This is a genomic window from Acinetobacter sp. YH12211, assembly GCF_013418015.1.
GTDB classification, from domain to species: domain Bacteria; phylum Pseudomonadota; class Gammaproteobacteria; order Pseudomonadales; family Moraxellaceae; genus Acinetobacter; species Acinetobacter towneri.
On the sequence record NZ_VPCW01000010.1, the window covers coordinates 25,230 to 51,311 of the forward strand.

Annotated in this window: 27 protein-coding genes and 1 tRNA gene; 14 read left to right on the top strand and 14 right to left on the bottom strand. The window is 39.6% G+C overall.

Annotation, left to right across the window (positions count from 1 at the left end; translation table 11 throughout):
* The first annotated feature begins 33 nt into the window (after positions 1-33).
* Positions 34-1,449 (top strand): Si-specific NAD(P)(+) transhydrogenase, encoded by a 1,416-nt coding sequence (gene sthA, locus FTU98_RS07145; RefSeq protein WP_042068765.1) that lies wholly within the window; start codon positions 34-36, stop codon positions 1,447-1,449.
* Between the two features lie 131 nt (positions 1,450-1,580).
* Here the strand turns inward: sthA and FTU98_RS07150 are convergent, their stop codons facing one another.
* From FTU98_RS07150 to map, 5 genes are all read right to left on the bottom strand, one after another.
* Entirely contained in the window at positions 1,581-2,006 is a 426-nt protein-coding gene (locus FTU98_RS07150; protein WP_136144686.1) for a VOC family protein, read from the bottom strand.
* A 67-nt stretch (positions 2,007-2,073) separates the two neighbouring features.
* Positions 2,074-2,208: a hypothetical protein gene (locus tag FTU98_RS13950; protein WP_019836563.1), complete on the bottom strand. Its 135-nt coding sequence runs from the start codon at positions 2,206-2,208 to the stop codon at positions 2,074-2,076.
* The gene (locus tag FTU98_RS07155) at positions 2,201-3,412 is read right to left on the bottom strand and encodes an MFS transporter (RefSeq protein ID WP_136144687.1); all 1,212 of its coding nucleotides are present in this window, start codon (positions 3,410-3,412) and stop codon (positions 2,201-2,203) included. Before FTU98_RS07155 ends, FTU98_RS13950 begins: the two co-directional genes overlap by 8 nt.
* A 193-nt stretch (positions 3,413-3,605) precedes the next feature.
* Entirely contained in the window at positions 3,606-4,658 is a 1,053-nt protein-coding gene (locus tag FTU98_RS07160; protein ID WP_180050826.1) for an OmpW family protein, read from the bottom strand.
* A 341-nt stretch (positions 4,659-4,999) separates the two neighbouring features.
* The gene (gene map, locus FTU98_RS07165; protein ID WP_004972787.1) at positions 5,000-5,827 is read right to left on the bottom strand and encodes a type I methionyl aminopeptidase; all 828 of its coding nucleotides are present in this window, start codon (positions 5,825-5,827) and stop codon (positions 5,000-5,002) included.
* Between the two features lie 208 nt (positions 5,828-6,035).
* On the opposite strand from map, the gene rpsB reads away from it, so the two are divergent.
* The 3 genes from rpsB (at position 6,036) to FTU98_RS07180 (ending at position 8,515) form a co-directional block, all read left to right on the top strand.
* Entirely contained in the window at positions 6,036-6,782 is a 747-nt protein-coding gene (gene rpsB, locus FTU98_RS07170) for a 30S ribosomal protein S2 (RefSeq protein ID WP_004972791.1), read from the top strand.
* Positions 6,783-6,925: 143 nt separating this feature from the next.
* Positions 6,926-7,801 (top strand): translation elongation factor Ts, encoded by an 876-nt coding sequence (tsf, locus tag FTU98_RS07175; RefSeq protein WP_004972793.1) that lies wholly within the window; start codon positions 6,926-6,928, stop codon positions 7,799-7,801.
* A gap of 192 nt (positions 7,802-7,993) precedes the next feature.
* Positions 7,994-8,515 carry a DUF3465 domain-containing protein gene (locus FTU98_RS07180; RefSeq protein ID WP_004972795.1) on the top strand — a complete coding sequence of 174 codons (522 nt, stop codon included), beginning with the start codon at positions 7,994-7,996 and terminating at the stop codon, positions 8,513-8,515.
* Between the two features lie 34 nt (positions 8,516-8,549).
* On the opposite strand, the gene FTU98_RS07185 is transcribed toward FTU98_RS07180, so the two are convergent.
* The 7 genes from FTU98_RS07185 to FTU98_RS07215 all read right to left on the bottom strand — a co-directional run bounded on the left by FTU98_RS07185 (position 8,550) and on the right by FTU98_RS07215 (position 14,700).
* The gene (locus FTU98_RS07185) at positions 8,550-9,005 is read right to left on the bottom strand and encodes a DUF962 domain-containing protein (protein WP_004972797.1); all 456 of its coding nucleotides are present in this window, start codon (positions 9,003-9,005) and stop codon (positions 8,550-8,552) included.
* A gap of 231 nt (positions 9,006-9,236) precedes the next feature.
* Positions 9,237-9,845 carry a septal ring lytic transglycosylase RlpA family protein gene (locus FTU98_RS07190; RefSeq protein ID WP_004972798.1) on the bottom strand — a complete coding sequence of 203 codons (609 nt, stop codon included), beginning with the start codon at positions 9,843-9,845 and terminating at the stop codon, positions 9,237-9,239.
* Between the two features lie 294 nt (positions 9,846-10,139).
* Positions 10,140-11,141 carry a lytic murein transglycosylase B gene (gene mltB, locus FTU98_RS07195; RefSeq protein ID WP_180050829.1) on the bottom strand — a complete coding sequence of 334 codons (1,002 nt, stop codon included), beginning with the start codon at positions 11,139-11,141 and terminating at the stop codon, positions 10,140-10,142.
* Positions 11,142-11,510: 369 nt separating this feature from the next.
* Positions 11,511-12,161 (bottom strand): hypothetical protein, encoded by a 651-nt coding sequence (locus FTU98_RS07200; protein ID WP_070152374.1) that lies wholly within the window; start codon positions 12,159-12,161, stop codon positions 11,511-11,513.
* 18 nt (positions 12,162-12,179) lie between these two features.
* The gene (queF, locus tag FTU98_RS07205; RefSeq protein WP_004972810.1) at positions 12,180-12,995 is read right to left on the bottom strand and encodes an NADPH-dependent 7-cyano-7-deazaguanine reductase QueF; all 816 of its coding nucleotides are present in this window, start codon (positions 12,993-12,995) and stop codon (positions 12,180-12,182) included.
* Entirely contained in the window at positions 12,995-13,768 is a 774-nt protein-coding gene (locus tag FTU98_RS07210; RefSeq protein ID WP_096902393.1) for an ABC transporter permease, read from the bottom strand. The genes queF and FTU98_RS07210 overlap by 1 nt, the downstream gene beginning before the upstream one ends.
* On the bottom strand, positions 13,765-14,700 hold the full coding sequence (locus FTU98_RS07215) for an ABC transporter ATP-binding protein (protein WP_154320519.1): 936 nt from the start codon (positions 14,698-14,700) through the stop codon (positions 13,765-13,767). The genes FTU98_RS07210 and FTU98_RS07215 overlap by 4 nt, the downstream gene beginning before the upstream one ends.
* Before the next feature lie 179 nt (positions 14,701-14,879).
* On the opposite strand from FTU98_RS07215, the gene FTU98_RS07220 reads away from it, so the two are divergent.
* The 9 genes from FTU98_RS07220 (at position 14,880) to FTU98_RS07260 (ending at position 24,197) form a co-directional block, all read left to right on the top strand.
* Positions 14,880-14,955: transfer RNA gene (locus tag FTU98_RS07220), tRNA-Arg, on the top strand.
* Positions 14,956-15,117: 162 nt separating this feature from the next.
* Complete coding sequence (locus FTU98_RS07225; protein ID WP_179990311.1) at positions 15,118-16,344, top strand: integrase arm-type DNA-binding domain-containing protein; 1,227 nt, start codon at positions 15,118-15,120, stop codon at positions 16,342-16,344.
* A 353-nt stretch (positions 16,345-16,697) separates the two neighbouring features.
* A complete protein-coding gene (locus FTU98_RS07230) occupies positions 16,698-18,962 on the top strand; it encodes a hypothetical protein (protein WP_179990309.1) in 2,265 nt (754 codons plus the stop codon).
* 289 nt (positions 18,963-19,251) lie between these two features.
* The gene (locus tag FTU98_RS07235) at positions 19,252-20,121 is read left to right on the top strand and encodes an inovirus-type Gp2 protein (protein ID WP_180050834.1); all 870 of its coding nucleotides are present in this window, start codon (positions 19,252-19,254) and stop codon (positions 20,119-20,121) included.
* Positions 20,122-20,225: 104 nt separating this feature from the next.
* Entirely contained in the window at positions 20,226-20,504 is a 279-nt protein-coding gene (locus FTU98_RS07240) for a hypothetical protein (protein ID WP_179990634.1), read from the top strand.
* Positions 20,505-20,526: 22 nt separating this feature from the next.
* Positions 20,527-21,561: a DUF932 domain-containing protein gene (locus FTU98_RS07245; RefSeq protein ID WP_180050837.1), complete on the top strand. Its 1,035-nt coding sequence runs from the start codon at positions 20,527-20,529 to the stop codon at positions 21,559-21,561.
* Between the two features lie 188 nt (positions 21,562-21,749).
* Positions 21,750-22,808 (top strand): YqaJ viral recombinase family protein, encoded by a 1,059-nt coding sequence (locus FTU98_RS07250; protein WP_180050841.1) that lies wholly within the window; start codon positions 21,750-21,752, stop codon positions 22,806-22,808.
* 194 nt (positions 22,809-23,002) lie between these two features.
* Positions 23,003-23,887 (top strand): hydrolase or metal-binding protein, encoded by an 885-nt coding sequence (locus FTU98_RS07255; protein WP_179990639.1) that lies wholly within the window; start codon positions 23,003-23,005, stop codon positions 23,885-23,887.
* Between the two features lie 79 nt (positions 23,888-23,966).
* Positions 23,967-24,197, top strand: a complete 231-nt coding sequence (locus FTU98_RS07260; RefSeq protein ID WP_092766047.1) for an AlpA family transcriptional regulator — start codon at positions 23,967-23,969, stop codon at positions 24,195-24,197.
* Between the two features lie 26 nt (positions 24,198-24,223).
* Here the strand turns inward: FTU98_RS07260 and FTU98_RS07265 are convergent, their stop codons facing one another.
* Together FTU98_RS07265 and FTU98_RS07270 are read right to left on the bottom strand one after the other, a co-directional pair.
* Positions 24,224-24,820, bottom strand: coding sequence for a putative adenosine monophosphate-protein transferase Fic (locus FTU98_RS07265; RefSeq protein WP_180050844.1), 597 nt, complete (start codon positions 24,818-24,820; stop codon positions 24,224-24,226).
* A 15-nt stretch (positions 24,821-24,835) separates the two neighbouring features.
* A complete protein-coding gene (locus tag FTU98_RS07270; RefSeq protein ID WP_154320570.1) occupies positions 24,836-25,006 on the bottom strand; it encodes a YhfG family protein in 171 nt (56 codons plus the stop codon).
* A gap of 424 nt (positions 25,007-25,430) precedes the next feature.
* On the opposite strand from FTU98_RS07270, the gene FTU98_RS07275 reads away from it, so the two are divergent.
* Positions 25,431-26,075 carry a restriction endonuclease subunit S gene (locus FTU98_RS07275; RefSeq protein WP_179990645.1) on the top strand — a complete coding sequence of 215 codons (645 nt, stop codon included), beginning with the start codon at positions 25,431-25,433 and terminating at the stop codon, positions 26,073-26,075.
* Positions 26,076-26,082 lie beyond the last annotated feature (7 nt).

The window sequence follows — 26,082 nt, forward strand, 5'->3', positions numbered from 1 at the left end:
TGAAAAGACAGATTTAAAGAAAAGGAGCGTTGAATGCCACGTAAAAAAGAGGTCGTTAGTGGAACTTTCGTGAAGTACGATGCGGTTGTTCTCGGTTCAGGCCCTGCGGGTGAAGGCGCGGCAATGAAACTTGCCAAATCTGGTAAGCGTGTTGCGATTGTAGATGTTCGTGAGCAGCTTGGCGGTAACTGTACCCATGTGGGTACCATTCCAAGTAAAGCATTGCGTCAGACAGTGTCGAATATTATCCGTTATCGCCGTGACCCAATGTTTAAAAAAATGGGCGATTGGCGTCAGTTCACCATGAAGCAAGTGTTGCAAAGTGCGCATAAAGTTATTCAGCAGCAAGTTGAAACGCACTCTCGCTTTTATGACCGTAATGAAATTGCGATTTATCATGGTCGTGCTTATATCCAAGATAAAAATACGGTCTTGGTATTTGGTGCAGATGGCATTAAAGAAACCATTATGTGTCAGCAAATTGTGATTGCGACAGGTAGCCGTCCATATCGTCCAGAAATGTTGGATTTCAACCATCCACGTGTATTTGATTCAGACAAAATTTTGGATTTGGATTTCTCGATTCAAAAAATTATTATTTATGGCGCGGGTGTGATTGGTTGTGAATATGCATCCATCTTCATTGGTTTAGATCATAAAGTTGATTTGATTAATACTCAGCACAAATTGCTCAGCTATTTGGATGATGAAATTTCAGATGCCTTGTCATATCACTTGCGTGCGCAAGGGGTGCTGATTCGCCACAATGAGCAAATTGATCATTTAGAAACTTTTGATGATCACGTGGTTTTATATTTGCAAAGTGGCAAGAAAATCAAAGCCGATGCGATTTTGTGGTGTAACGGACGTTCAGGTAATACCGATGGTTTAGGTTTGGAAAACGTAGAACTTAAACCAAACAGCCGTGGTCAATTAACGGTGAATGATCAATATCAAACCGAAGTAGAGAATATTTATGCTGCGGGTGATGTGATTGGCTGGCCTTCGTTGGCATCTGCTGCCTATGACCAAGGTCGTTGCGCGGGTGCAAATATGAGTGGCGAAGAAAATGTTGCGCCTGTGACCGATATTCCAACAGGTATTTATACCATTCCAGAAATTTCTTCGATTGGTAAAACTGAGCAGGAATTGACGGAAGAAAAAATTCCTTATGAAGTTGGTCAGGCATCTTTCCGTCATTTAGCGCGTGCGCAAATTACGGGTGATACAGTGGGTGAATTGAAGATTTTATTCCACCGTGACACTTTAGAAGTATTGGGTGTGCATTGCTTTGGTAATAATGCGGCAGAAATTATCCACATTGGTCAGGCGGTGATGAACAGCCCGAACAATACCATTAAGTATTTTGTGGAAACCACATTCAACTATCCAACCATGGCGGAAGCGTATCGTGTGGCGACCTTGAATGGGATGAATCGTTTGTTTTAAGTGATTCTGCTGACTGTAAAATAGAAAATTTAAAACACCCCATAAGATCATTCTTGTGGGGTATTTTTTTATTGACTTGCTGTAAGGAAATTTATGCATTGAGGGAAAGTTGATTTGTGGAACATTGAGCGTTAAATATCAATTATGACTGATGCCGCACTGCGTGGCGTTTCGCCATGAAAGACAGCTTCAATATTGTTACCATCAGGATCAAGTACATAAGCTGCATAATAACCAGGATGATAAGCACGTTCATCAGGTTTGCCATTGCACTTGCCGCCATGTGCCAATGCTGCAAGATAGAAAGCATTGACCATTTCACGATTTTTAGCTTGAAAGGCGAGATGATGACGCCCAGTGAGTATGCCTTGTGCGGCAGGACTTTTTACTGAGGAGATAAAAAGTTCATCTGCCCAAAAGTGATCCTTGGCTGTTCCCATAACTGGAATATCCAACACTGCCAAGATGGCGGTATAAAATGCTCGACTTGCTTCAAGGTCACTCACCACAAGATGAATATGGTCAATCAGTCTTCCACGATGCAATTGAATCTGCATAAGACGCTCCATGTCTAAAGCGGAATTTTGAATAGCAAAATAGACTTAATATTTTAGAGATTGGGTTTTAATGCGCACAAAACGCCTGATTAAAATATTCAAACAGTTGTGGCGTTTGCATCCATAAAAAAATCGACAAGCCAAAAAGGGCAGTGATTGCGAGTGTGAGCAATACTTTAAAATTCAATAAAGAATTAATCATGAATGACGTGCTCCTCATCTACCCAAAAATGTACCAAGACCGCAAACGCACTTAAAGCAATAGAAACAATCCAGATAACATTATAGTTACCTGTCAGGTCGTGATTTAAACCGCCAAGCCATCCACCAAAAAAAGAGCCGACTTGGTGTGTGAAAAACACAATGCCACTGAGCATGGTCAGGTATTTAATTCCAAACATATTTGCCACAATACCATTGGTTAAAGGCACTGTAGATAACCACAATAAGCCCATAATGATCCCGAATGCATAAATTGTCCAGATGCTTAAAGGCAGGATTAAAAAGACGATAATGGCAATACCGCGTAGTCCGTAAAGCCACATCAGCAAGTGCGGTTTCGAATAGCGACCGCCTAACCAACCTGCGGTATAGGTGCCTACAATATTAAATAAACCCACGAGTGCTAGAAAAACTGTGCCTGTGGTTGCATTAAAGCCATGATCGATTAAGTAGCTAGGTAAGTGAATCCCGATAAACACCACTTGAAAACCACAGACAAAAAAGCCCAAAGCTAAAAACCAAAAGGGTTTATGGTTTTTGGCAATCACCAAAACTTGTTTAAAGCCTAAAGCGGGTTGGCTGACTGAACTTGCATTAGGGTTTTGATACATGGGTGCTTTGAGCATCCATGCCAAAGGAACAATCAAGACAATTAAAATCGCACTGACAATTAATGCGCCCGACCAACCTACACTTTGTAATAACAATAAGGTCGATGGCAACATGATAAATTGCCCAAACGAGCCTGCAGCACTGGCAATACCCATTGCAAGGCTACGCTTTTCTGGAGGAGCAGCGCGACCTACTGCAGAAAGTAGCACAGGGAAAGAGGTTGCAGAAAGTGCCAAACCTAAAATTAAACCCACACTTAAATTTAGCAATAAGCCTGTCGAGCTGACGGCCATGAGCAATAAGCCGAGTGCATACAGTGCGCCACCAACTGCAACTACAATTTTACTACCGTATTTGTCTGCAAAAGCACCTGTGATGGGTTGGACTGCACCCCAAATTAGGTTTTGCATGGCAATGGCTAAACTAAAGACATTATGTCCCCAGCCAAATTCATGGCTCATAGGCACCAAATACAAACCAAATGCATGCCGAACCCCAAGCGATAATGCCAAAATAATGGCACTTCCAATTAACATATAAATTAGAGGTTTGGAAAATTGAGCATTCGACATAAGGCATCCACGTATGGCTAACAGCTTGTTATGGTAGTCGATTCAGCCGCAGATCGCGATAAAATAAAATTCATCAAATGATAAAATTGAGTTATTAAGATTGAAACGATTACTTTAATTAAGAAGTACAAGAAAAATAAGACGACCGTAGCCGTCTTAAATTTAGTTGAAAGTGGAAAAGTAAAATTAGAGCTTAAAAGCGCATCCCAAAACCTGCATATGCAATGATCGGATTCACTTCAATATCGGCTTTGGAGTGAATGAGTTCGCCGTGTTTAGCATCGGTCACAGTAATGGTGGTTTCGTTTTTAAGATGTGCATAAGATACAGAACCGACCGCAAACCATTTTTCATTAAAGTCGTAGGTAAAACCGACAGTGGCAACGGGCGCAAAGGCATCGGTGGCATCTAATTCAACTTTAGGATTGGCTGCACTTGGTGTGCCTTCTAAAGATGCGCCCGCTTTTTCTTCTTTAATATTGGCAATCATGTGACCTGCGGCAATCAAGTGCTGCTCAGTACGTGGATTAATTTCTAACTCATTGAAATAGGCATACATCAAACCGACGCCAACATAGGGGCGGAACTTATTTACGCCTGTTTTGCCAAAGTGATATTGAAACTCAAATGCAGGTGTCCATGCTCGGGCAGAAGCAGCAGGGCCATGTGCTGCTAAATCGGTAATGAGAATATCATTTTGTAATTCTAGCTCACCCAACGCACCGCCTAATGGACGTGCAATTGCGGAGAAGGGAGCATAAATTTTCCCTTTGCCTTGCAAATCAACTTTAGGTGGAATACCGCCTTTAACTTCAAAGGAAATATTATCGGTAAAGAAATAGTTGCTGATAATACCCAGTGTGGTGACATCATCTGCTTCTAAACCTGTGCCGGGATTATCCCATTGCTCCAAACCTGAAATTGTGGCTTGTCCACTCATGTTGGCAGGTACGGTAGGCAGTAAATTTAATGCTCCGCTTAATAATACGGGTGGCTCAAAACCGTCACGTAAATTATCTCTTACAGTTTGAGATTGAACCTCACCGACATCGGCTGTGTAGCCGTTGTGAATGGCTGTATTGACCCGAAAAGGTTGTGCTTTGCCTTGTGGCATAACGTGCAGCGCACCTACCGAAACAGAAAAGCGTTTAAAACCATCACCATCTTTTAAACTAAAATAAGGTGAGTTGGCATAACTGATGACTGGCAAACTACTCAGTGCCAAACAGCATAGTGTTTTTTTCATTGTGGAACTCCATGTCCAATTTTGCTTGTTGTTATTTACGGCATTGTTATGCAAGGCATTATGAAATGGACTGGAAAAATAAAACTGTTGTTTTTACAAGATATTTTTTTAAACTTTTGTGAATAACTGGAAAAGTGTGCAGGTGTTTTGTTAAATCCAAAACTGTTGAATACGTGAAAATGCTTGTTTTATTGGATGGCTTTAAAGTTCTATTGGTTTGAAATAAAAAGATTTTATAGAAATTGTATGCGTTGAAATTAATAAAAAAGACCAGTCGGAACTGATCTTTTTGACATACGGGTTAAATTTTTAGCCAATGACAGATTTTGGCTGCAAACACGTTATGCAGTAAAGCGTGATAAATCTTCATCAGGGCGGGCAGTCAGCACTTCCAAGCCATCTTTGGTGACCAAAATGGTGTGTTCAAACTGTGCCGATAATTTGTGGTCTTTGGTCACCACTGTCCATTTATCGCCAAGTAATTTGGTTTGCCATACGCCTGCATTGACCATTGGTTCAATGGTAAAAGTCATACCTTCTTCTAAAATCATGCCTGTGTTGGCTTGACCATAGTGCAATACTTGTGGCTCATCGTGGAAGGTCGTCCCAATACCATGACCGCAATATTCACGCACGACACTAAAGCGTTCAGATTCAACATATTTTTGAATCGCATGACCAATATCACCAATGGTTGAACCGGGTTTAACGGTTGCCATACCGCGATACATCGCTTCTTGGGCAACTTTGCATAAACGATTGGCTAAAATGGAAGTTTCACCACCCACGATATACATCATATTGGTATCGCCGTGGAAACCATCTTTAATGACTGTGACATCAATATTTAAAATATCGCCTTTCTTCAGCACTTTACTTTCTGACGGAATACCGTGACAAACCACATGGTTAACCGATGTGCAAATGGTGTGTTGGAATGCTGGACGACCCGGAGCAGCACCATAACCTAAACAGGCAGGAATAGCTTGTTGTTGATTGACAATATAGTCATGGCAAATCGTATCCAGTTCGAGCGTAGTAACGCCTGGTTTAACGTGTGCTTTGATCATCTCCAAAACTTCTGCCGCCAGTCGTCCTGCCACGCGCATTTTTTCAATATCTTCTGCGGTTTTGATGAGTCGACGAGGTGCTTGATAAGTTGTGTTCATGATCTTTAAAAACTTTTGGAAATTTGTGTGTGACTATGGTATAAATAGCCGCCCATTTTATCAAATGCTTTTTATGAATATGTTTCAAAGAGCTTGGTAAAAGGGAAATTAAAAATCCGCACATATATCGTCACATTACTCTGGGTGCCCTTTGGGGTGGAGAATGCGGATATATGGAGGCCTAACCCAAACATTTAAGGTAAAGAAAATGGCAGATTACAACGTAAGCATGCGCGACCTTCTTCAAGCTGGCGCACACTTTGGTCACCAAACACGTTTCTGGAACCCAAAGATGCGTCAATACATCTTTGGTGCGCGTAACAAAATTCACATCATCAACCTTGAACACACTGTTCCTGCGTTAAATGATGCTTTGAACTTTGCAAACCAATTGGCTAGCAAAAAGAACAAAGTTTTGTTCGTTGGTACAAAACGTGCTGCTTCTGCAATCATCCGTGAACAAGCTCAACGCGCTGGTCAACCGTATGTAGATCACCGTTGGTTAGGTGGTATGTTGACGAACTGGAAAACACTTCGCCAATCTATCAGCCGTTTAAAAGATCTTCAAGTTCAGTCTACTGACGGTACTTTTGCTAAGCTTACTAAACGTGAAGCTTTAGAGCGTAGCCGTGAAATGGAAAAACTTGAGCGCGCTTTAGGCGGTGTGAAAAACATGGGTGGTTTACCTGACGCATTATTCGTAATTGACGTTGATCACGAAGCAATTGCAATTAAAGAAGCTAAAAACTTAGGTATTCCTGTAATCGGTATCGTAGATACAAACTCTAACCCAGACAACGTAGACTACGTTATTCCGGGTAACGACGATGCGATCCGTGCAGTAACACTTTACGCTTCTTCAATGGCTGATGCGATCATTGCTGGTAAAGAATACGCTCAAACTCAAGCCAATGCTCAAGCAAAAGGCGAAGAAGCTCCTGCTTCTGAGGCTTAATGCGTTTTGACGTAAGCTTGTCATTTTTGCGACATGTGATGGTGGCAAAGTAAGCGTCATGTATGCAGACGGCCCAAGAGACACCCTCTGGGCCGTTTCTGTTAAAAAAAGAATTCATTTTCTACCGATTTTAGGAGATAAACATGACTGCAGTTACAGCAAGCATGGTTAAAGAATTGCGTGATCGTACTGGTCTAGCAATGATGGAATGTAAAAAAGCATTAACAGAAGCGGGCGGTGACATCGAATTAGCGATTGACAACCTTCGTAAATCTGGTCAAGCAAAAGCTGCTAAAAAAGCAGGTAACATTGCTGCTGACGGTGCAATCACAATCGTTCAAGAAGGCAACAAAGCGATTCTTTTAGAAGTAAACTGTCAAACTGACTTCGTTGCAAAAGACGAAAACTTTGCTGGTTTCTCTGCGAAAGTTGCTGCTGCTGCTCTTGCTGCAAACGAAACTGATGCTGCTAAAATTGCTGAACTTAAACTTGAAGATGGCGCAACTGTTGAAGAAACACGTGTTGCACTTGTTCAAAAAATTGGTGAAAACATCCAAGTTCGTCGTGCACAAATCGTTGAAGGTGAAAACCTTGCTGTGTACAAGCACGGTTTAAAAATCGGTGTTGTTGTTTCTTACACAGGTGATGCTGCGACTGGTAAAGGTATTGCAATGCACGTTGCTGCATTCAACCCAGTTGCTGTTACTGCTGAACAAGTTCCTGCTGATCTTATCGCTAAAGAGAAAGAAATTGCAGAAGCGAAAGCAGTTGAATCTGGTAAGCCTGCAAACATCGTAGAGAAGATGGTAACTGGTTCAGTTGAAAAATACTTGAACGAAGTTGCGCTTGATCGTCAAATGTACGTAATTGACAACGAGAAGAAAGTTGCTGAAGTATTAAAAGCAACTGGTACAACTGTTGCTCAATTCGTTCGTTTCGAAGTAGGCGAAGGTATTGAGAAAAAAGCAGAAATGAGCTTCGCTGAAGAAGTTGCTGCTGCTCAAGCTGCTGCAAAATAATTTTTACTTAAGGTAAAATATTTTGTAAGGAAAGCCCCAATTTATTTTGGGGCTTTTTTGTGAATATAGATTTTGGCAATATGCAATCGTGGCATAAATATTGAGATGAAGATTAAAGATATTAATTTTAAATCAGTATGTTACGAATAATTGACTTAATCGTATAGGGTGGAATCAGAACAAGAAGGTTATATGGCAAATAAAAAGAATTTAAGCATCGGCGCAATTATTGTAGTGCTAATTGCTGCATTTTTTGGCATAGATTTACAGCAGTTTCAGTCTGAAACATCAAATGCACCATCTACAAGTACTGCTCGCACATCGCAAACTGAAAAAGAGCAGTTAGACGTACAGCGAGATGCGCTGCAAGATGATGCTCAGGGTGTTCAGCTGATTGAACGTGCGTTTGAGCGCAAACAGAGCGATTTACAAGTCCGTGCGAGTGGGCAGGTCATTGCAGTGTTAGCGGATGACAACGAAGGCTCACGTCATCAAAAATTTATTTTAAAACTGAATAATGGGCAAACTGTATTGGTTGCACATAATATTGATCTTGCACCACGAATTACCAATATTGCAAAAGGTGATACTGTTGAGTTTTTTGGTGAATATGAATACTCAGATAAGGGTGGGGTGATTCACTGGACGCATCATGATCCAGCAAATAAACACGTGGGCGGATGGTTAAAACATCAAGGAAGAACCTATCAATAACGGTTCTTCCGATAACGAAAATAGGATATAGTGTTTAAATGCTCATAATGCTGTTTTTACGACGTGTTTTCCAAGAGGGTAGGATTTTACCTAAATAGGCATCCATGCACCAAATTGGGCCAATGAGAAGGAATTGGAGGTCTTTGAAGAATGAAGGCTTTTTCCCTTCAACTTTGTGACCATAAAACTGCCCAATCCACGCCAAAACAAAAATTGCGATATAAAAACCCATTCCAACAGGCAAAACATAAATCAGCCATGCCATTACCAGCATTAATGCTGCCATTGCAACTGCAAGAACCAAGTCTAAACGTGCATAAAAAATAAAACTGAGCACCAGAAGTAATGTTGTTAGTAAAGCGCTGAAATGCGCCAAGATGCCGACAATCGAAAAAAAGATCGTAGGTACGCACACCCAGTGAATTAATTTATTGGTTTTATTTTGATGGCTCTCGCTGTATTCATCTAGCCACTCGCTTACTGTCTTCATGTGCTACTCCTGTAGACCGATCATCCGTTGTTATTGTTTGACTGTCTAAAATATAACTGAGAACAGTGAGGCGGTCAAAACAGTATTCATATTTTCAAAATGAAGTGGCAACAAAATTTGTGTGGATCATCTTTGTGCAGACATGCATGGGATGACTGTAAATCTTACAGGCATTAAAAAAGCCACATTGCTGTGGCTTTCAAGTCAAATGTGAAGTCGTGTAAGCGAATCTTAAGAGTTTGGACCGTCAATACGCTCAATGCTTACTTTGGCAGTACCTGCATTGGTGATGCCCAATTGTTTTGCAGCGCCATAAGAAAGATCGAGTACACGGTTGCCATGGAATGGACCACGGTCATTTACTTTAACTACAACGCTCTTACCATTGTTTTTATTGGTTACGCGAATATAGCAGTTTAGCGGCAGGCTACGGTGTGCAGCAGTCATTGCGTTCATGTCGAACGTTTCACCGCTTGCAGTTTTACGACCGTGGAATTGACGACCGTACCAAGATGCCATACCTGTTTGGCTAAATTTACGTACAGTGTTTGATGCCACTGTATTTAACTTTTCAATCACTGAAGGCTCTTCAGCAGGAATTTCAATTTTCGCTGCAATCGTTTGACGACGGATTTGGTCGCCTGAACGTTCGGTGATTGAAAGGCTATTCAAATTTGAGAAATGTGAATTAAAACTTTGTGCTTCTTTGTTGAGTACACGCGCAGCTAGGCTAGATGACTCATTATCATTGTTGAATGATGATTGCACCATTTCAGCTTGCGACTGACTTAGGGCAACAGCTGCAGAAAGTGCAAGTAAGTATTTAAGTGAACTATGCATGGTTTGAACTCCTGAAGACAGAATTTTTAACTTATTTCGCTCTTAACTGATTGAAATAGCGGTAATCCTGTCTGTAATTTCACTTTTTCGACTACATTTGACGAAGTGGATAATATTCATCCCTTACCAAAGGTGTCTAGTCTTTATACGAAAATAATGACAAAAAGTACCAAAAAACAACTTTGTTTGATTAAAAAATAATCAATATTGTAACAATATATTTAAAAAGATGATTTTGTGATCAAATTGTTAAAAATATTTCTTGACTTTACTTGTTTGGTTTGGGTGTGGGTTTTATCGGCTGGCAATTTCAGTACCGAGTAACCATAACGCAGTTGCATACATACGGCTGCGGTTATAGGTCGTAATCACCTGAAAATTTGGGTAAGTAATATAGTAAATTGGCCCATAATTCTCTTGCAATTGAATGACATTCACCAAATCCAGATCATCTATTTGTACAATAGGATTCAGCGGTGCGATGCCTTGCGATTTTAAGACACCATAAGGTGTAGGTAAGGTTAAATCTTTGGCAATCACGCTGTCAGGATTGTTACCTGTATAACGTGCTGCAAATGCAATGGGTTGATTTCGCTGCCAGCCATGCTGTGCCAAGTAATTTGCAATTGAGCCAATCGCATCTACTGCTGAATTACGAAGGTCGATATGACCGTTGCCATCATAATCCACCCCAAATTTTGGAATGTTGCTTGGCATGAATTGAGGGTAGCCGACTGCACCTGCATAAGAGCCGACCACAGAAGAGGTTGGAATACCATCTTTATATGACCATGCAATGAGTGCAGCGAGTTCATCTTTGAAGTATTCAGCACGACGTTCGTAGCCAAAACCTAACGTTGCTAAAGCATCACGAGTAATAAATGAACCTTTATTGCTGCCAAAGCCTGTTTCTACGCCCAATATACCTAATATGATGGCTTGTGGCACACCAAACTGCTGCTCAGCACGATTGAGTGTATCTGCATACTGCTGTTTAAAACGTACACCACGCTGAATAGTGCTTTCTGCAAGGAAATTCGTTTTATAGGCATACCAAGGCTTACTTTCGCCTGGACGGTTCATAATATTGATGATATTGGGTAAATTTTTAGAACCATTCATTGCCCAGTCAACTTGCGCTTCGCTCAAGCCATAAGTTTGCATCGTTTTTTGTTTAAAACTGGCATAAGACGGATGATTTTGGAAATCATTGGCCTGACAAAAACTGGTGATAGAAAATGCACCGATCAGTAAAGAAACACGTTTTAGTTTGTTATAAAAATCAAGTTTGAACATATTGGGCAAAATTCCAAATTGATGATTTACACAACTTATTTATATGCAGTAAATAAGTTGCTACTTATATATGAAGAATAAGCCGCTATTGGGGCCAAACTGCGAAAGCGAAGTAAGCGGCTAAGATAGCATTCATGCGTGACTGGTTTGCAAAAACTTATACAAAAATAGACAAAGAATGTGTAAAAAGCGCGCAGGATTTGTAACAAAATTCAATCTAGGTGCAAAAAGTTATTCTTGATTGTGCAAAAGTTGCAGACATATCCTGATATTGCATTGCATATAAAAATGCCTGATCAAAATCAGGCATTTTGCACTTAACATGCAACAAAAGGGCTTAAAACGCATTATGAGTTAAACCCACTGATATTAATGATGGAATAAGGTGTCGTGATATTCCGCTAAAACCAAGAGTTCCTCTTTGGTTAAATTTGGGATGATTTTATCCACCGCAATATGGACAGCTTTAATTACCGCTGCTGCGCCAATATCTGCTGCTTTACGCTTAATCATGCCCAAATCGAGGGTTTTGTTAAAGTCGCTCATAAAGTGGCGTACCGTCGCTTCTGCAAACTGTTTATATAGTTCGGTTAAAGCAGCTTTGTTCACTTCATTGCCTGCTTGAATTTCGGCATAGTTGTGTTTCAGGTTGGTCACTAGACTTGCATCGAGCGTTTCACCTACACGTGCATTGCCTGCTGCATCTTTAAAGCTACTGCGCTCAGAAAATTCAATCGATTGTTTCACGACATCATTTGGCGCTTTGCTTAATAATTGTTTTAGGAGTACTGCAACGGTAGATTTGACATAGCCCGCAAGTTTTTCGGCAGTGTCGCGTTTATCGCTGGCAGGAAAACGACGTACCAACTCGGTTAAAATGGCATCAATGATTTCTTCATTAATCATTAATGCGGTTTTGTCGCGCAGTGGGTACAGCGGCTCACTTGAATTTTTTTTCTGTTGTGCAGTTTCAATTGTATTTAATAATTCTGCAGATGGAATGAATCCAAAAAATGGCATTGTTCAACCTCAATGTTGTTATTGTCGCGCTAAACGAATAGGGCGAGGCATCCATGTTAAGTCCGATACACGGCAAGGGTTAATGTCTAAACCACCACGACGTGTATAGGTTGCATATACCATCAGTTTTTCTGGTGCGAATTTTTGCCAGATGTCTGCAAACATCTGTTCCACACATTGTTCATGGAAACCATTATGCTGACGATAAGAAATAATATAAGCCAAAATACTGCGATAACAAGGTTTTTTGCCTTGATAACGGATAAAAACCGTGCCCCAGTCAGGTTGTCCTGTGACAGGACAATTGCTGCGTAATAAATGTGAGAAAAGTTGTACCTCTATATCTTCCGCTTGTTCTAAATCGAATTGCAATAAACTTGGGTCAGGATGCTGCTCTAAACGCTCAGGCGTGAGCTGATCAATACAAATACCTTCAGGTTGGCTAATTGCCAAATCATCAACCTTAAATAAAGTTAGCGTAACAGGTGCTTGTGCTGCAGCCGTTAAATCATGCTCAACAGTTTCAATGAAATTGGCTTCAGACTGAAAGCGAGTAAAGTTCATACTATTAAAGTAGAGCTTTAATGATTTTGATTCGATCAGGTTAGGTGATGAAGCAGGTAGCGTAATCCGACCAATCGCAACCTGTGGAACACCTGCGGCATTCAACCACGAAATTTCAAAAACGTGCCACCAGTCTTGCCCGAGTTGAATTCCCTCAACATCTGCATATTTTTCACGTGCAGCAGCACGTGAAATAGGGAACAAAATATCGGGTTGATATTCTGTAGGATAATTGGTGTCTTTACCAAGGAGAGATTGTTCAACACTCATTATTCACGCATTCCTGAACCACGAGAAAGTAAATGATAGGCAATACCATAAAGCACTGCGCAGCATAGTGTAATCACAGATAATGAAATCGTCACGTTGACATCACTATGTCCTAAAATGCCGTAACGGAAAGCATTAACCATATACACCACAGGGTTAATTAAAGAGAGATTTTGCCAAAAAGGGCTTAAGGCACTAATGGCATAGAATACACCACCTAAATAAGTCAGTGGAGTCAGTACAAAAGTTGGAATAATAGAAATATCATCAAATGATTTGGCATAAACAGCATTAATAAAACCGCCTAATGAAAATAAAAAGGACGTAATTAATACGGTATAAATGGTAACAAACCAATTGGTAATATAAAGGTCGGTAAAGAATAGACTCATGGTGGTGACAATAATACCGACCAATACGCCACGACTAACACCACCCAAAACATAGCCCCATAAAATGGCATGCAAAGGTACAGGGCTCATGATTAGTTCTTCAATGCTTTTCTGGAATTTTGCACTAAAAAAACTTGAAGATACGTTGGCATAGCTGTTGGTAATGACTGCCATCATAATTAAGCCGGGCACAATAAATTGCATATAGCTAAAGCCGCCCATTTCACCAATACGCGAACCGACCAAATTACCAAAAATCACAAAGTACAAACTCATGGTGATGGCTGGCGGGAGCAAGGTTTGAGGCCATATGCGCATAAAACGACGAACTTCTTTATGCACTAAGGTATAGAGTGCAATCCGTAGTTGGGTAAAATTCATTGCGCAGCTCCATCTAAATTCTTTTCGACCATTTTGACAAATAACTCTTCTAGACGGTTGGACTTATTACGCATACTGCGCACGCGAATGCCTTGTGCTTCTAAAAGTTGGAATAAATCATTTAAGGTGTGAGCTTTATCCATAGTGACTTCTAGGGTCACTGCATCAATTAAGTTGAAACGTACACCAATAATATCTAAATGAATGGGTTGAATCGGTTCAGCTAAATCGAAAATAAAAGATTCTTCACTTAACTGGTTTAAGAAGTTTTTCATGGAAGTGTCTTCTTTAATCACACCACGATCAATAATCGCGATACGACGACACAACATTTCCGCTTCTTCTAAATAGTGGGTAGTGAGAATGATTGAGGTGCCTTTATCATTCATCTCTGTTAAAAAATCCCACATTGAACGACGCAGCTCAATATCTACACCTGCAGTCGGTTCATCCAAAATAAGTAGTTTCGGTTCGTGCATCATGGCACGTGCAATCATTAAACGACGCTTCATGCCGCCAGACAGCATTCGCGCTTGAGTGGCACGTTTATCCCACAAACCCAGTTTTTCTAAATATTCTTCGGCACGTTGTTCGGCAATTTTTTTAGGGATACCGTAATAGCCTGCTTGTGTGACCAAAATATCAAACGTCTTTTCAAACTGACCGAAGTTAAATTCTTGCGGCACAACTCCTAAGCACTGCTTGGCTTGAGATGGTTGTGTATCCAGATTGTGCCCAAAAATTTCTACCGTGCCTGCCGTTTTTTTGGTGAGAGAACTGATGATGCTAATGGTTGTAGATTTACCTGCACCATTGGGTCCAAGTAGGGCATAAAACTCGCCTTCAGGAACGGTCAAATTAATTCCTTTCAGTGCTTGGAAACCATTTCGATAGGTCTTTGACACGTCCCTTAACGTCAATGCATCAGTCATGAAATTCTCACTTGAGGAATAGAGCCACTATTGTGAGCGATCTGCGCCAATAAACCAAGTAAGTTAGATGGAATTCTATGTTGCAAGTTTGGAACATTGTTTAAAGCATAAGCATAAAAATACGTAACTTATATATAGTTGCTTTACCTTCAGCAATTTTTTGTTATGATGTGCAGCGCGCGCTCATAGCTCAACTGGATAGAGTACAGGTCTCCGAAGCCTGTGGCGTGGGTTCGAGTCCCGCTGAGCGCACCATTTCCTTGTTTTATCCCTTCCGATATTGTCTTAAAATCATTTAAAATAAATAACTTACGTAACTGGGTTGTCCGATACTATCCAAAGGCGTTTTAGGATACCGTAATCTTTTACGGTATTTTTTACGGTACATTCCATTTCTGACAAAAATATACCGTAAAAATGCCTAAATTAGTTATCAGTCTGACTGACTCAAAAATTAAGTCTGCAATATCAATGCAAAAGAAATCATTTGAAAAGAATATTAAGCTTTCAGATGGTGGTGGCCTTTATCTATTGTTAGATAGAAAAGGTAGGGCATATTGGCGTTTTGATTATATTCGCCCAATCTCTAAGAAAAGAGCCACTATAGCTATCGGTATTTATCCAAGTTGTACATTGGCCAGAGCTCGCGCAAAACGAAGTGAGTTTAGAGAACTGCTTGCGCAGAATATTGACCCAGCAATTCAAAAGCAAGATAAACAGTCCCAATGTCGAAATAATAGTTTTAGATCAGTAGCAGATGAATACCGTAAGACTGAAGAGCTGGAACCAAGTACACAACGTCGGAATCAGTTTATCTGGGATAAGCTTTATGTTGCTATTGGTGAGTTCCCCATTGATTCGATAACAGCCACTCAAATTTTGGAAGTATGCCGTCTTTATGAAAGACAAGGTAAGACTGACTCAGCAAAGCGAATGAGAAGTAAAGCATCTCAGGTGTTTCGGTATGCGATTGCTTTGGGTTTATGTCAATTTAACGTTGCTGACCAAATTAGCGGTATTTTGAAGGTGGGTAAAACTAAGCATCGAGCGGCTATTACTGATGAGCAAAAGCTAGGACAACTATTAAAGAATATTAATACACATGCAGGTCGTGGGGATATTGCTATTGATTATGCAGTCAAAATCTTACCCCATGTATTTGTGCGTCCTGGAGAATTACGTGCAGCAAAATGGGCAGATATCGATTTTAAAAATAGAACATGGAGTTATACACCGCCAAAGACCAAAAATCAGACAGCCCTACAACATATTGTTCCTTTGTCTGATCAAGTCTTGAAGCTGTTCCAAGAATTGTATTGCATTACTGGATATACCGAATATTGTTTTGTGTCTATGCGAGATAAAACGAAAACCATCAGTGAATCAACTATTAATAAACGATTGAAACAATATGGTTTTGAAAATGGTGAGACAACAGGGCATGGCTTTAGAGCTACGGCAAGAACTTTATTAGATGAAGTTTTAAAATTTCCTATTGAGCGTATAGAGCAGCAGCTTGCTCATCAGGTTAGGGATATGCACGGAAGGGCATACAACCGTGCAAAGTATTTGGAAGAGCGCAAAGGCATGATGCAAGCATGGTCTGATTATTTAGATCGGTTGATGCATAGGACTATGGATTGATTAGTAAGCTTGCACCTGTGCGACAAAAACAACATTCATGCTGCATATAACCGAGCACAGTATTGGGATGAACGAGTAATGATTATGGAGTGGTATGGGGAGAAGGTGCAGGAATGGATGAAGTAAGTCACTCAGTATATGTAAAAAAACCACGCCTGATGGCGTGGTTTTTTATACCTAACATTTCTGTATTGCTTAATTATTAGTGTATTAATAAATATATTTATTGCTTATTTGCTATGTGTGAAAAATGATTTAATTTACCTAAAATATATGTGATAAACCTGTTTTAAAGTGTTTTTATAATTTATATTATCAACAACTTAGATTATTGAAATAGTTGTATTTATAGTATGAAGCTTTCAAATTACAATAAATTATTAGGTTACATGTATTCTAAATCTATGAAGGATACGTTCTCCTCTCAAGAACCCAAGGCAGGTTGTGCATATAAAGAAACAATTAATTTATTGGTAAATATTTTGCAGTGGTGTGAACAGATCGAAACGGAGTTTCGGCACTTACATTGCGGTGAGCAAACGAATCAAGTAGGCCGATATAGAAGTCAGCAGCTTCTATTGGGTATAGGAAAAGCGCTAGATCAACTTTATGTAATGCCTAACTTTGATCAGCTACAAATGGGTCTAAAAAATAAAAGACTAACTGAATTCGGTCGAATCTTTGATAGTTTTGTCCATAGGACTGCTAAATCAACAAATCTAAAACAGCAGCAACATTTCCTGAGGCAGGAACAATTCAGACAATTTTATGCTGGGAGTTGGCAGAATGATTTCTTGAAAATATGGTATGAACATTACATTGATAATTTAAGACGATATGGCATACCAGCTGAAAAATTCTCAGAAACGAAAAGTTTAATACTAAGTGATTTAGACGAGCTGCTTAAGATAGGTAAAAAATTACATGTTTTAAGTACTGTAATTCGAATTGATAGCAATAATGCAGATGATGAAATTGCAAAACTTCATAGCAAGAGATATGAGCTTTTAGGGCAGATCTCAGTTGAGGGGTTATTACGTAATTATTATATTTGCTTGAATGGTCACAATAATGGCTTAGACTACTTCTGTATATGGGTATTTGAAACAACATCTGATTACACGGAACATAGAACAATAAGTGAGATCAAAACACAGTGCCATGAGCTTCTAAAATCATATGACTTGAATATTGATGTCAGTATTATGAATTGGAATGATAACTTTAATTCAAGTAGTGAAGTCTTCAATAAGCAATTTAATCTATGCCTTTACGATGAAAAGAATAAAGCTATATTCATTGAGAATTGTTTAGATTTTCTTGTGAGATTGGATCAGGACTTTATGTTCAAGTCTACAAGTGATGACATTATTGGGCGGGAAAATCACGAAATTAATTTTAATGAAAACGTGCATATCATTATACAAAAGTTCAAAAAGCACCCTAATCCACATCGTGTATTAGGTGATTTAACTCAATATGCTTTATTCGACTTGTGTTGGGTACAAAATCATTTAAATGCTCATAGTAAAGACTATTTAAAGAATATTATTTTGCAATATCAAGAAAACTTGTCATCTTACGCAACATTTAAGCTAACGGAAGAAGAACTTAAGCTTCTAGAAAAAATTGAAATTTTTATGTTATCGGTCAAATATTCGCGATCCTTGCAGTCTAATGAAATGCGAGCGCAGCAAATAGTTGAAAGAACGCTATTTCAATTTGTAGATTTGCTTATGCAACATGATTCTATTATTACGTTGGCAACTCGAATTGGGGGCGTTTATCGGTCAAGGCTATTGCATTATTTTTTCGAGCAGTTTGGAAATTATGACTATCAGGATTTTTTGTCATTTCCTTTTGATCATACACGAGCCAATTTTTATAAATCTAAAATTGAAGACTTTAAGTACTATGGGGGATTATTTCAAACAATGCATAGTCCCATAGCTATTACGTTAGGGCAAAATAAGCATATCAATATTCCAAGGCATGAGCAGCGAGTCGAGAAAATCCAAAATTATTTGAGAGGGGCTTTTAAGCGCGATTGCGTTTTAATTAGATGCTCACTTAGCTGTGAGATGAAGAACGGCTTCATGAAACAAAAAGGGCTAAGTTCTGCTTTATATCAGATGTTGCATGCGGGGAAACGGAGAGCACCATTATCTAAGCTCAGGGCGTATGTAGGGGCATGGGTTGAAAATGATACAAGCCAAGTGTCAGATAAAAGACGATTCTTTGCCGATATTGTTTTTGTATTTGATCGTGAAGTACTGAATAATTATTCCAATTTAGCGGATGTCATTAGTGAAAGATGGCAGGAAACGCTCACGAAGGCTAGTGAGGCATTTCAACCGCCATTAGATTTAAAGGCTTCGTGCCGAGTTAAAAAAATATTTAATTCCGTAGAAGAGTTGGCATATCAAGAGTTGCTAGTAGAATCAATTGATAAACCACTAAAAGATATTATTATCAATAACTTGGCTCCCTACATAGTATATAAAGATCTGTTAGATAATACATTTTATTCAGATACTCCTAAATGGCTTATCAGAGGTACGTTACCTCGTAAAAAAAAGCGAAAGCCTAGCACTAAATCAAATAAAGCTGATGCTTGATACTCACCGCATAACTTTTTTCAAAAGTAGGCTCTATCGATTATGCTTGTAGATCAATAGAGCTTTAAATATTGTGAAAAAAATTGAAAATACTGGTTGAACATGTTGTTTGGCTAACAAATATTCAAATTTTTAATGGCAGGTTATTAATATTATTAAATATATATCATATAGAGATTAATAATCTTAGTAATCACAAGCATATAGATTAAAGTGCAATCTAGCTAGAATTTATATTTATACAGTTTACCCATGTCATATGGAGCTATTTCCATATTGAGTATTAAACATGAGTAAACCAATTAACGAGTCTAAATTAACAATTCAACTAGAAGTTGTAACTGAGCTTTGGATTAGAGCAGAGAATCAACCTCTAGATTTCTACGAGGAGTTTGCAGAGTTAGTAATACAGTTTGATGAGATTTATCGTACAGGCTCTCAGTACTTTGGTTATATCAATGCATGGTGTGATTGGTTAGATGAGTATGATATTGATGATTTAGATTTTGATGAAGTCGTCGATGAGTTGAAATGTGAATCATTTGATTACTATCAAGATTACTTTAAGAGGTATCAGAGTAGACAGCTGAAAGATCTCCGTAGGCATCGTGAGAACGAAAAACGTAATCTAGAATCTTTATCGAAAAAATTAGGTAGAGCTCTTAGTCGGTATTCAAAGTCAGAAGTAGTGAGAATAGATATTGCATATTTGCAGAGCTGTCACAGTATCGTCGATATCCAAATGTTCTACCAAGATTTAGAGGAATTGCGTAAAGCGATATCTAAGCGTAAAGATCCGTTTCATGACTTAGTAGATTTTGCATGGGCTTTAGAGCAGGGTGAAACCAAAGGTTATCATTGCCATTTGCTGTTGATCTTTAATGGACATCAACGTCAAAAAGGATGGGCTATAGCGGATAAGGTCGGGAAGTTGTGGAAGCAGATTACTAATGATGAGGGTTGTTATTTCAACTGTCATGATCCAGAGCAAATAGCCAAGTATAGAGAGCTTGGTATTCTTGGTATCGGTAGAATACATCGGGATAATCCAGTGGAAGTTCGTAACCTTCGTAATGCAGGTGCTTATCTAGTAAACCCTGAGAAAGAAGCCCAACATTTAAGAGTGAAGCTCAGTCCAAAAATGCGGACATTCCAATGATTTGAAAAAAATCTCAGATATACATCATCTAGATGAAAACGAGTTTTTGAACTTTGCAAGGCTTGCCAATCGGTAAGCCTTTGTCATTTCTGGAGATGTATATTATGAGTTTAATTTGTCCTTACTGCCTATCTGATCAAGTCATCCAAGTGGTGAATCAACAAGTGAATGGTTCTGATTCTACAGGTCTAGCCGCATCTGCATCGTTTGCCACCATCGGTGCATCCATTTCAAAGGGTTTGCCACTGCCTGTATCTCCATTCATTGGTGGTATTGCAGGTGCAGTCATTGGTGGCCTATTTAGTAGCATGTTTGATGAGTCGAAAAAGCCGATCACCCTGACCTACTATCACTGCAATCACTGTCAGCAGAATTTTCGTTGAATCATCATAGGAGATAAGAACGATGGCACATCAAATCGAACAAATCGCCTATGTTGGCGAAACCCCTTGGCATGGCTTAGGGAATCAACTCAGTCCTAATCAACCCCTTGAAGTTTGGGCACAACAAGCAGGGATGGATTGGCGTATCGAATCATCTGATGTTAGTTACATGGCTCAGAATGAACGTGGTCAAAGCATCATCATGCCGTTTGAAGAACAGCGTGTCCTGTATCGCTCAGATACACATGCACCCTTATCTGTGGTCAGTCAGCGTTATCAGGAAGTACAACCGAAAGAGATTTTGGAGTTCTACCGTGATCTGACAGAACAATCAGGCTTTGAGCTTGAAACTGCAGGCGTGTTGAAAGGCGGTAAGAAGTTCTGGGCTTTAGCACGTACAGGACAAAGTACAGCATTGAAAGGTAAGGATGTCAGTAACGGCTATATTCTGCTTGCTTCTGCGTGTGATGGTACTTTAGCAACTACAGCACAATTTACCAGTATTCGAGTTGTGTGTAACAACACGCTTGCGATTGCTCTGAAAGGTGCAACTGCGAGTGCAGGTGTAGTCAAAGTACCGCATAGCACCAAGTTCGATGCAGAGAAAGTGAAACAGCAATTGGGTATTTCAGTGCGTGCATGGGATGAACACATGTATGAAATGAAACAGCTCTCGCAGCGTAAAGTCAGTCAACAGGAAGCGAAGGCTTACTTTCATGCTGTATTCAACAATAGCACCATGTCAATTTCTGATCCTGAAGAGAACATCATTCAGTTCTACCGTCAGGTGGCAAGTAACCCACCACAGCAAAATAAAACTGAACCAAATGGAAGAGCTATGACCAAAGCACTCGACATGTTTAATGGTCAAGGGCGAGGGGCAGATCTTTCATCTGCTAAAGGTACGGCTTATGGCTTACTGTGTTCGATCACGGAATTCGTTGATCATGAACGTCGTGCCATGAGTACAGATCATCGTCTCGATTCAGCATGGTTTGGTGCAGGTGCAGGTCTTAAACAACGTGGACTAGAACAGGCTTTATCTTTGATAGCCTAAGCTCATGAAACCCTAACCCCGCAAGTCTCAACAATCGCTGAGTACAGTACACATGTAACGCTCTCTACTTTCAACTCACAATCAACAATCTAAATCAGCATGAATATTGCCATACCCGACCTCGTGTCGGGTATGGCTTTTTTACGCGCTTCTTTTTTACAAAAACTGAAATTTATAAGGATAGAACTATGAATCAAATTGCACCGATTTCAAATCAGACTGTACAGACAGGTGTACAAACAGCATTAAATCCATTAACCACAACCAAACGAGCAAGTGCTGCAAAACGCTTGGTCAACACCAAAGATATGGCATATCAAGATTGGCTTGAAGTCCGTAAACAAGGCATTGGCAGTAGTGATGCAGCGACAGCCTGTGGCTTAAATCCGTATATGTCGATGCTAGAACTGTGGCTGATTAAAACAGGTCGACAAACTCACTCCATTGAAGATGAAAGCACAGGTGTTGCACCACTATATTGGGGCAAGCAACTTGAACCTTTAGTGGCTGAGTATTACAGCATGCACACTAATAATAAGGTGCGTCGAGTCAATGCTGTGTTACAGCACCCTGATCCTGATAAACATTTCATGTTGGCAAACTTGGATTACTCCGTTGTCGGAAGTGATGAAGTTCAGATCCTTGAGTGTAAAACAGCAGGGGAACACGGGGCGAAGCTTTGGCGTGATGGTGTACCACTGTATGTGCTTTGTCAGGTACAGCACCAATTAGCTGTGACAGGAAAACAGGCAGCCCATGTGTGTGTATTGCTTTGTGGGCATGAAACCAAAATATTTAAAGTCACTCGTTCTGAATCTGTGATTCAGCACATCATTAATGCAGAACGTTACTTTTGGGATTGTGTGGAAAAGGACACGCCACCTTCAGTGGATGCTAGTGAATCCGCAGCCAAAGCCATTCAGCAGTTGTATCCAATCCATGTGCCACTAACAGTTGAAGATCTATCACAGAATGAAACAGCCAACCTCATGTTCGATAAGCTGATCAAACTCAAAGAAGAGATTCAGCATAAGCAAGAACGCTTCGATGAGCTGAAGCATCAAATCCAAATGATGATGAAGGATGCAGAGCGTGCCACGTTTAGTCGTGGTTCGGTGGTTTGGAAGAAAGCCAATGACAGTGTCAGCTTGGATACCAAAGCATTGCTCAAGCATCAGCCTGATCTCATTGAACAATATCCACTAAAAAGACAGGGCAGTCGTCGCTTCAACATCTATATCGATTAAGCCCATCTCATTCACTTCATCAAAAATGCACAAAAATCGCTCCCCGCTCTCTACATCATGTGTAGAGAGCAAATCGGTCGCGATCTTTGCAGCTAAAACTCAGCTTTTCAACATTTGGGTAACTTATTTAGTCCGTGTTCTGACCTACATAGAAGCACCCAAATCTGTAAGGAATTAAATATGGGAGTATCACCATGATCAAAGGTCTAGCAATCACACCGCCTACACTAGGGCGTATCAGCATTGGACGAGTCGTGGAAAAGAGTGGCAAACGTCTACCTGAAAAAGATGACCAATTCACTATTACCTCACAAATTCAAAATAAAGATGGATGGGTTAAACATCCCTTAGATGAACAGCTTCGAGCCAATGCACCGAATCAGAAACTTCGCTCGATCCCTGTCAGGATGATCTTTAATGATCCTGATTTGAATTTACGGGCAGAGTACACCTTATTTGATCGTCAGACTGGACGACCTATCTGTGTAGGAGATGGTCAAACTTGTCAGCGTTTAACCAACCAAGGCGTTGAACAGCACCCGTGTCCTTCACCTGATTTGTGTCCATTAGCTCAGGGCGGGCATTGCAAGCCTTATGGACGTTTGCACGTGAACTTAGATGAGTCGGATGAATTTGGCACATTCATTTTTAGAACGACAGGCTTTAACAGTATTCGGACTTTGGCAGCTCGTTTGAGCTATTACCATGCAGCATCGAATGGTTTGCTTTCGTGCTTGCCACTGCAACTGACATTACGAGGTAAAAGTACGACTCAAAGCTATCGTCAGCCTGTGTATTATGTGGATTTAACATTAAGAGAGGGGATTGATTTGCAGTCTGCTATTCATACTGCACGTGAGATAGATCAGCAAAGTAAGCAGGCAGGATTTAATCAAGAGGCGCTTGATCAGATGGCACGACAGGGCTTTGCTAATGCGAAGTTTGAAATGGATCTAGAGGAAGGATTGGATGTAGTAGAGGAGTTTTATCAGACAGAGGAGCAACAGCAGTCAGTTGTTCAAAATGAGTCTTTTAATATTCAACAGGGTTTAAAAGGCTCAGTGACTGCGTTGAATTGAATCGGACAGGGTAAAACCTTACGGGATTGCCGTATCTCATGAGCGAGTTGCTCGAAATCATGAGATCGGAGTAAACACCATGAGTACATTTGTAGGACAAACATTCCAGATGAACCAGCTGATTAGTATCAAGCAGGTCGTAGAGTTAGTTGGCGTTGGACGTTCAACTATCTATGAAATGATGGATGAGAATTCACCCTACTACGATCCGACCTTTCCAAAGAAAGTCAAAATCACACAAAACCGTATCGGTTGGTCAGCGTATGAGATCCATCAATGGATTGAAAATAAGTTGGCGAGCCGTGAATAGAAAGGGAGCTTTTGCTCCCTTATTTTTTAGTCTGGTAGGGTAATACAAGATTTAAATATTTGAATGAGAGGCTGTAAATTACCATAGAAGCCTTCAATATTTGCCTCTACCCACTGATCTTTTGAGTTGATTTCTGACCAATCAATACCATAGCCGCAGTGAGCAATCAGATGTTCAAAGAAAATACGTTGGGTACGCCCATTACCTTCACGAAATGGGTGAATGACATTGAGTTCACAGTATAAATCAGCAAGTTTCGGTATGAGTTGTTGAAATTCTAAATCTTGAAAGTAATGCTGTTCTTGGAGCGGTTTCAGTAATTTATGAGTTTCAGCTTCAATACGGGAAAATGTACAAAATCGAGTATTGCCTTTAGAAATATCAATTTGCCGAAGTTGTCCTGCCCATTCGTACACATCACTAAATAGTTGTTGGTGAATAGATTGTAGGTAGGCTAAATCATAGGGTGGTTCTGAATATTCAATCAAGCTACTTGAGAAGGTTGTCAGCTCAAGTTCTGCTTGTTCTAAAATCTGCTCATCATGAATGTTTAGCTTATTTTTTAAAATGCTTGTACCAGAATAGCAATATAAGCTATCTCCTAGTTCCCCATATTTATCCATAGGCAAAATTCTTGATCAGCTTTCAGGCTGTGCATATTGTTTATATTTTTGCAGAATCTGGGCTTTGCTCAGTTGAGTCGCATTACCAGTAGATGCAATGATTCCTTCAAGTTTGAGACTAGCTTGATAGTTTTTCAGACGTGTCTTTTGAATATATATTTTTTTTTGTTCAGAGGTCTTCAGCATTGTGAGGCTCCATTAATTTAATCACTAGAATGAGTATAGCAAAGAATAGCCAATCAGAGCAGATTGTACCTTTGATGGTACAGTCATAGTGATTGGGGAATTGGTATTAAATATTTTGACTTAGATACTTCAAGCTATGCAAATGTATAAATAGTAGAGAGTAATAGGTGCTTTTGCGCTCTTTTTTGTTTCCAATAGAATAATTTTTTTTCACGGATAAGGAGTGTTCACGTAAAGCAGAGAAATAGGCTTATGTATAAGATGTTAAAAATAGCATTAATTTTAAAAATTAATAAAAACATTATGTTGATTTGACTTTGTGGTGAAAGAAAAGTAGTTTCCGTTAATATTTATTTTCTTTATTTGATAGGTTTTTATAAAAAAATATAAATGGTTTTACAAAAACAATTGACATGTTAGTTTGGTGAAGCTACTATCTGATCATGGATTTAAAAATAGTTTTATTGAAAACAATTTTGAGGTAGCTATGAAACTAAATGAATTATGCTCGAGTATTATTGTTGGTATCAATAAGTTTAATGATACCGAAGCTGAAAATTTTGTCGAGGCATCTTTGCTGACAGGGCAGAGCCTGAATGACAACGGTTTTCTTCATGTAAATACTGATACAACAAAAACAGTATTTGTTGATCAAGACCTGATCGAAAAAAAGAAGCTAAAAGCAGGTGATATTGTCTTCTTAGCAAAAGGAACAAATTTACGTGCAGCTATTGTGACACCTGAACAGGAACAATTAAATTTATTTGCTCCTGCAACCTGTTTAGTAATCAAGGTTAATACCAGCCTTGTATTACCCGAATTTTTAACTGTGTTCTTGAATAGTGAATATGGTCAAGCGGTACTCACTAGCCTAAATAAAGGCACAGTAATTATGAATATCCCTGTCAGTGGTTTAAAGGATATTGAGATCAATTTACCAGAGTTTTCTAAGCAAGAAATTATTGCGCAAGCATTTTACCAACATCATCGGGCATTGATGTTATTGGAAGAGATGAAAAAATCGCACTTAAAAGTGATGGAAGCAACAATCCAGAAGCTGATTGCTTAGGAGGCTA

What these genes read in the sequence shown, in the direction of transcription:
- FTU98_RS07235 (WP_180050834.1), top strand. Translation starts at nt 19,252, where the DNA reads ATGAGTAAACCAATTAACGAGTCTAAATTAACAATTCAACTAGAAGTT.
- FTU98_RS07180 (WP_004972795.1), top strand. Translation starts at nt 7,994, where the DNA reads ATGGCAAATAAAAAGAATTTAAGCATCGGCGCAATTATTGTAGTGCTA.
- sthA (WP_042068765.1), top strand. Translation starts at nt 34, where the DNA reads ATGCCACGTAAAAAAGAGGTCGTTAGTGGAACTTTCGTGAAGTACGAT.
- FTU98_RS07150 (WP_136144686.1), bottom strand. Translation starts at nt 2,006, where the DNA reads ATGCAGATTCAATTGCATCGTGGAAGACTGATTGACCATATTCATCTT.
- mltB (WP_180050829.1), bottom strand. Translation starts at nt 11,141, where the DNA reads ATGTTCAAACTTGATTTTTATAACAAACTAAAACGTGTTTCTTTACTG.
- rpsB (WP_004972791.1), top strand. Translation starts at nt 6,036, where the DNA reads ATGGCAGATTACAACGTAAGCATGCGCGACCTTCTTCAAGCTGGCGCA.
- FTU98_RS07210 (WP_096902393.1), bottom strand. Translation starts at nt 13,768, where the DNA reads ATGAATTTTACCCAACTACGGATTGCACTCTATACCTTAGTGCATAAA.
- FTU98_RS07245 (WP_180050837.1), top strand. Translation starts at nt 20,527, where the DNA reads ATGGCACATCAAATCGAACAAATCGCCTATGTTGGCGAAACCCCTTGG.
- FTU98_RS07190 (WP_004972798.1), bottom strand. Translation starts at nt 9,845, where the DNA reads ATGCATAGTTCACTTAAATACTTACTTGCACTTTCTGCAGCTGTTGCC.
- map (WP_004972787.1), bottom strand. Translation starts at nt 5,827, where the DNA reads ATGAACACAACTTATCAAGCACCTCGTCGACTCATCAAAACCGCAGAA.
- FTU98_RS07240 (WP_179990634.1), top strand. Translation starts at nt 20,226, where the DNA reads ATGAGTTTAATTTGTCCTTACTGCCTATCTGATCAAGTCATCCAAGTG.
- FTU98_RS07155 (WP_136144687.1), bottom strand. Translation starts at nt 3,412, where the DNA reads ATGTCGAATGCTCAATTTTCCAAACCTCTAATTTATATGTTAATTGGA.
- FTU98_RS07160 (WP_180050826.1), bottom strand. Translation starts at nt 4,658, where the DNA reads ATGAAAAAAACACTATGCTGTTTGGCACTGAGTAGTTTGCCAGTCATC.
- FTU98_RS07260 (WP_092766047.1), top strand. Translation starts at nt 23,967, where the DNA reads ATGAGTACATTTGTAGGACAAACATTCCAGATGAACCAGCTGATTAGT.
- FTU98_RS07250 (WP_180050841.1), top strand. Translation starts at nt 21,750, where the DNA reads ATGAATCAAATTGCACCGATTTCAAATCAGACTGTACAGACAGGTGTA.
- FTU98_RS07185 (WP_004972797.1), bottom strand. Translation starts at nt 9,005, where the DNA reads ATGAAGACAGTAAGCGAGTGGCTAGATGAATACAGCGAGAGCCATCAA.
- FTU98_RS07265 (WP_180050844.1), bottom strand. Translation starts at nt 24,820, where the DNA reads ATGGATAAATATGGGGAACTAGGAGATAGCTTATATTGCTATTCTGGT.
- FTU98_RS07200 (WP_070152374.1), bottom strand. Translation starts at nt 12,161, where the DNA reads ATGCCATTTTTTGGATTCATTCCATCTGCAGAATTATTAAATACAATT.
- FTU98_RS13950 (WP_019836563.1), bottom strand. Translation starts at nt 2,208, where the DNA reads ATGATTAATTCTTTATTGAATTTTAAAGTATTGCTCACACTCGCAATC.
- FTU98_RS07270 (WP_154320570.1), bottom strand. Translation starts at nt 25,006, where the DNA reads ATGCTGAAGACCTCTGAACAAAAAAAAATATATATTCAAAAGACACGT.
- FTU98_RS07225 (WP_179990311.1), top strand. Translation starts at nt 15,118, where the DNA reads ATGCCTAAATTAGTTATCAGTCTGACTGACTCAAAAATTAAGTCTGCA.
- tsf (WP_004972793.1), top strand. Translation starts at nt 6,926, where the DNA reads ATGACTGCAGTTACAGCAAGCATGGTTAAAGAATTGCGTGATCGTACT.
- queF (WP_004972810.1), bottom strand. Translation starts at nt 12,995, where the DNA reads ATGAGTGTTGAACAATCTCTCCTTGGTAAAGACACCAATTATCCTACA.
- FTU98_RS07230 (WP_179990309.1), top strand. Translation starts at nt 16,698, where the DNA reads ATGAAGCTTTCAAATTACAATAAATTATTAGGTTACATGTATTCTAAA.
- FTU98_RS07215 (WP_154320519.1), bottom strand. Translation starts at nt 14,700, where the DNA reads ATGACTGATGCATTGACGTTAAGGGACGTGTCAAAGACCTATCGAAAT.
- FTU98_RS07255 (WP_179990639.1), top strand. Translation starts at nt 23,003, where the DNA reads ATGATCAAAGGTCTAGCAATCACACCGCCTACACTAGGGCGTATCAGC.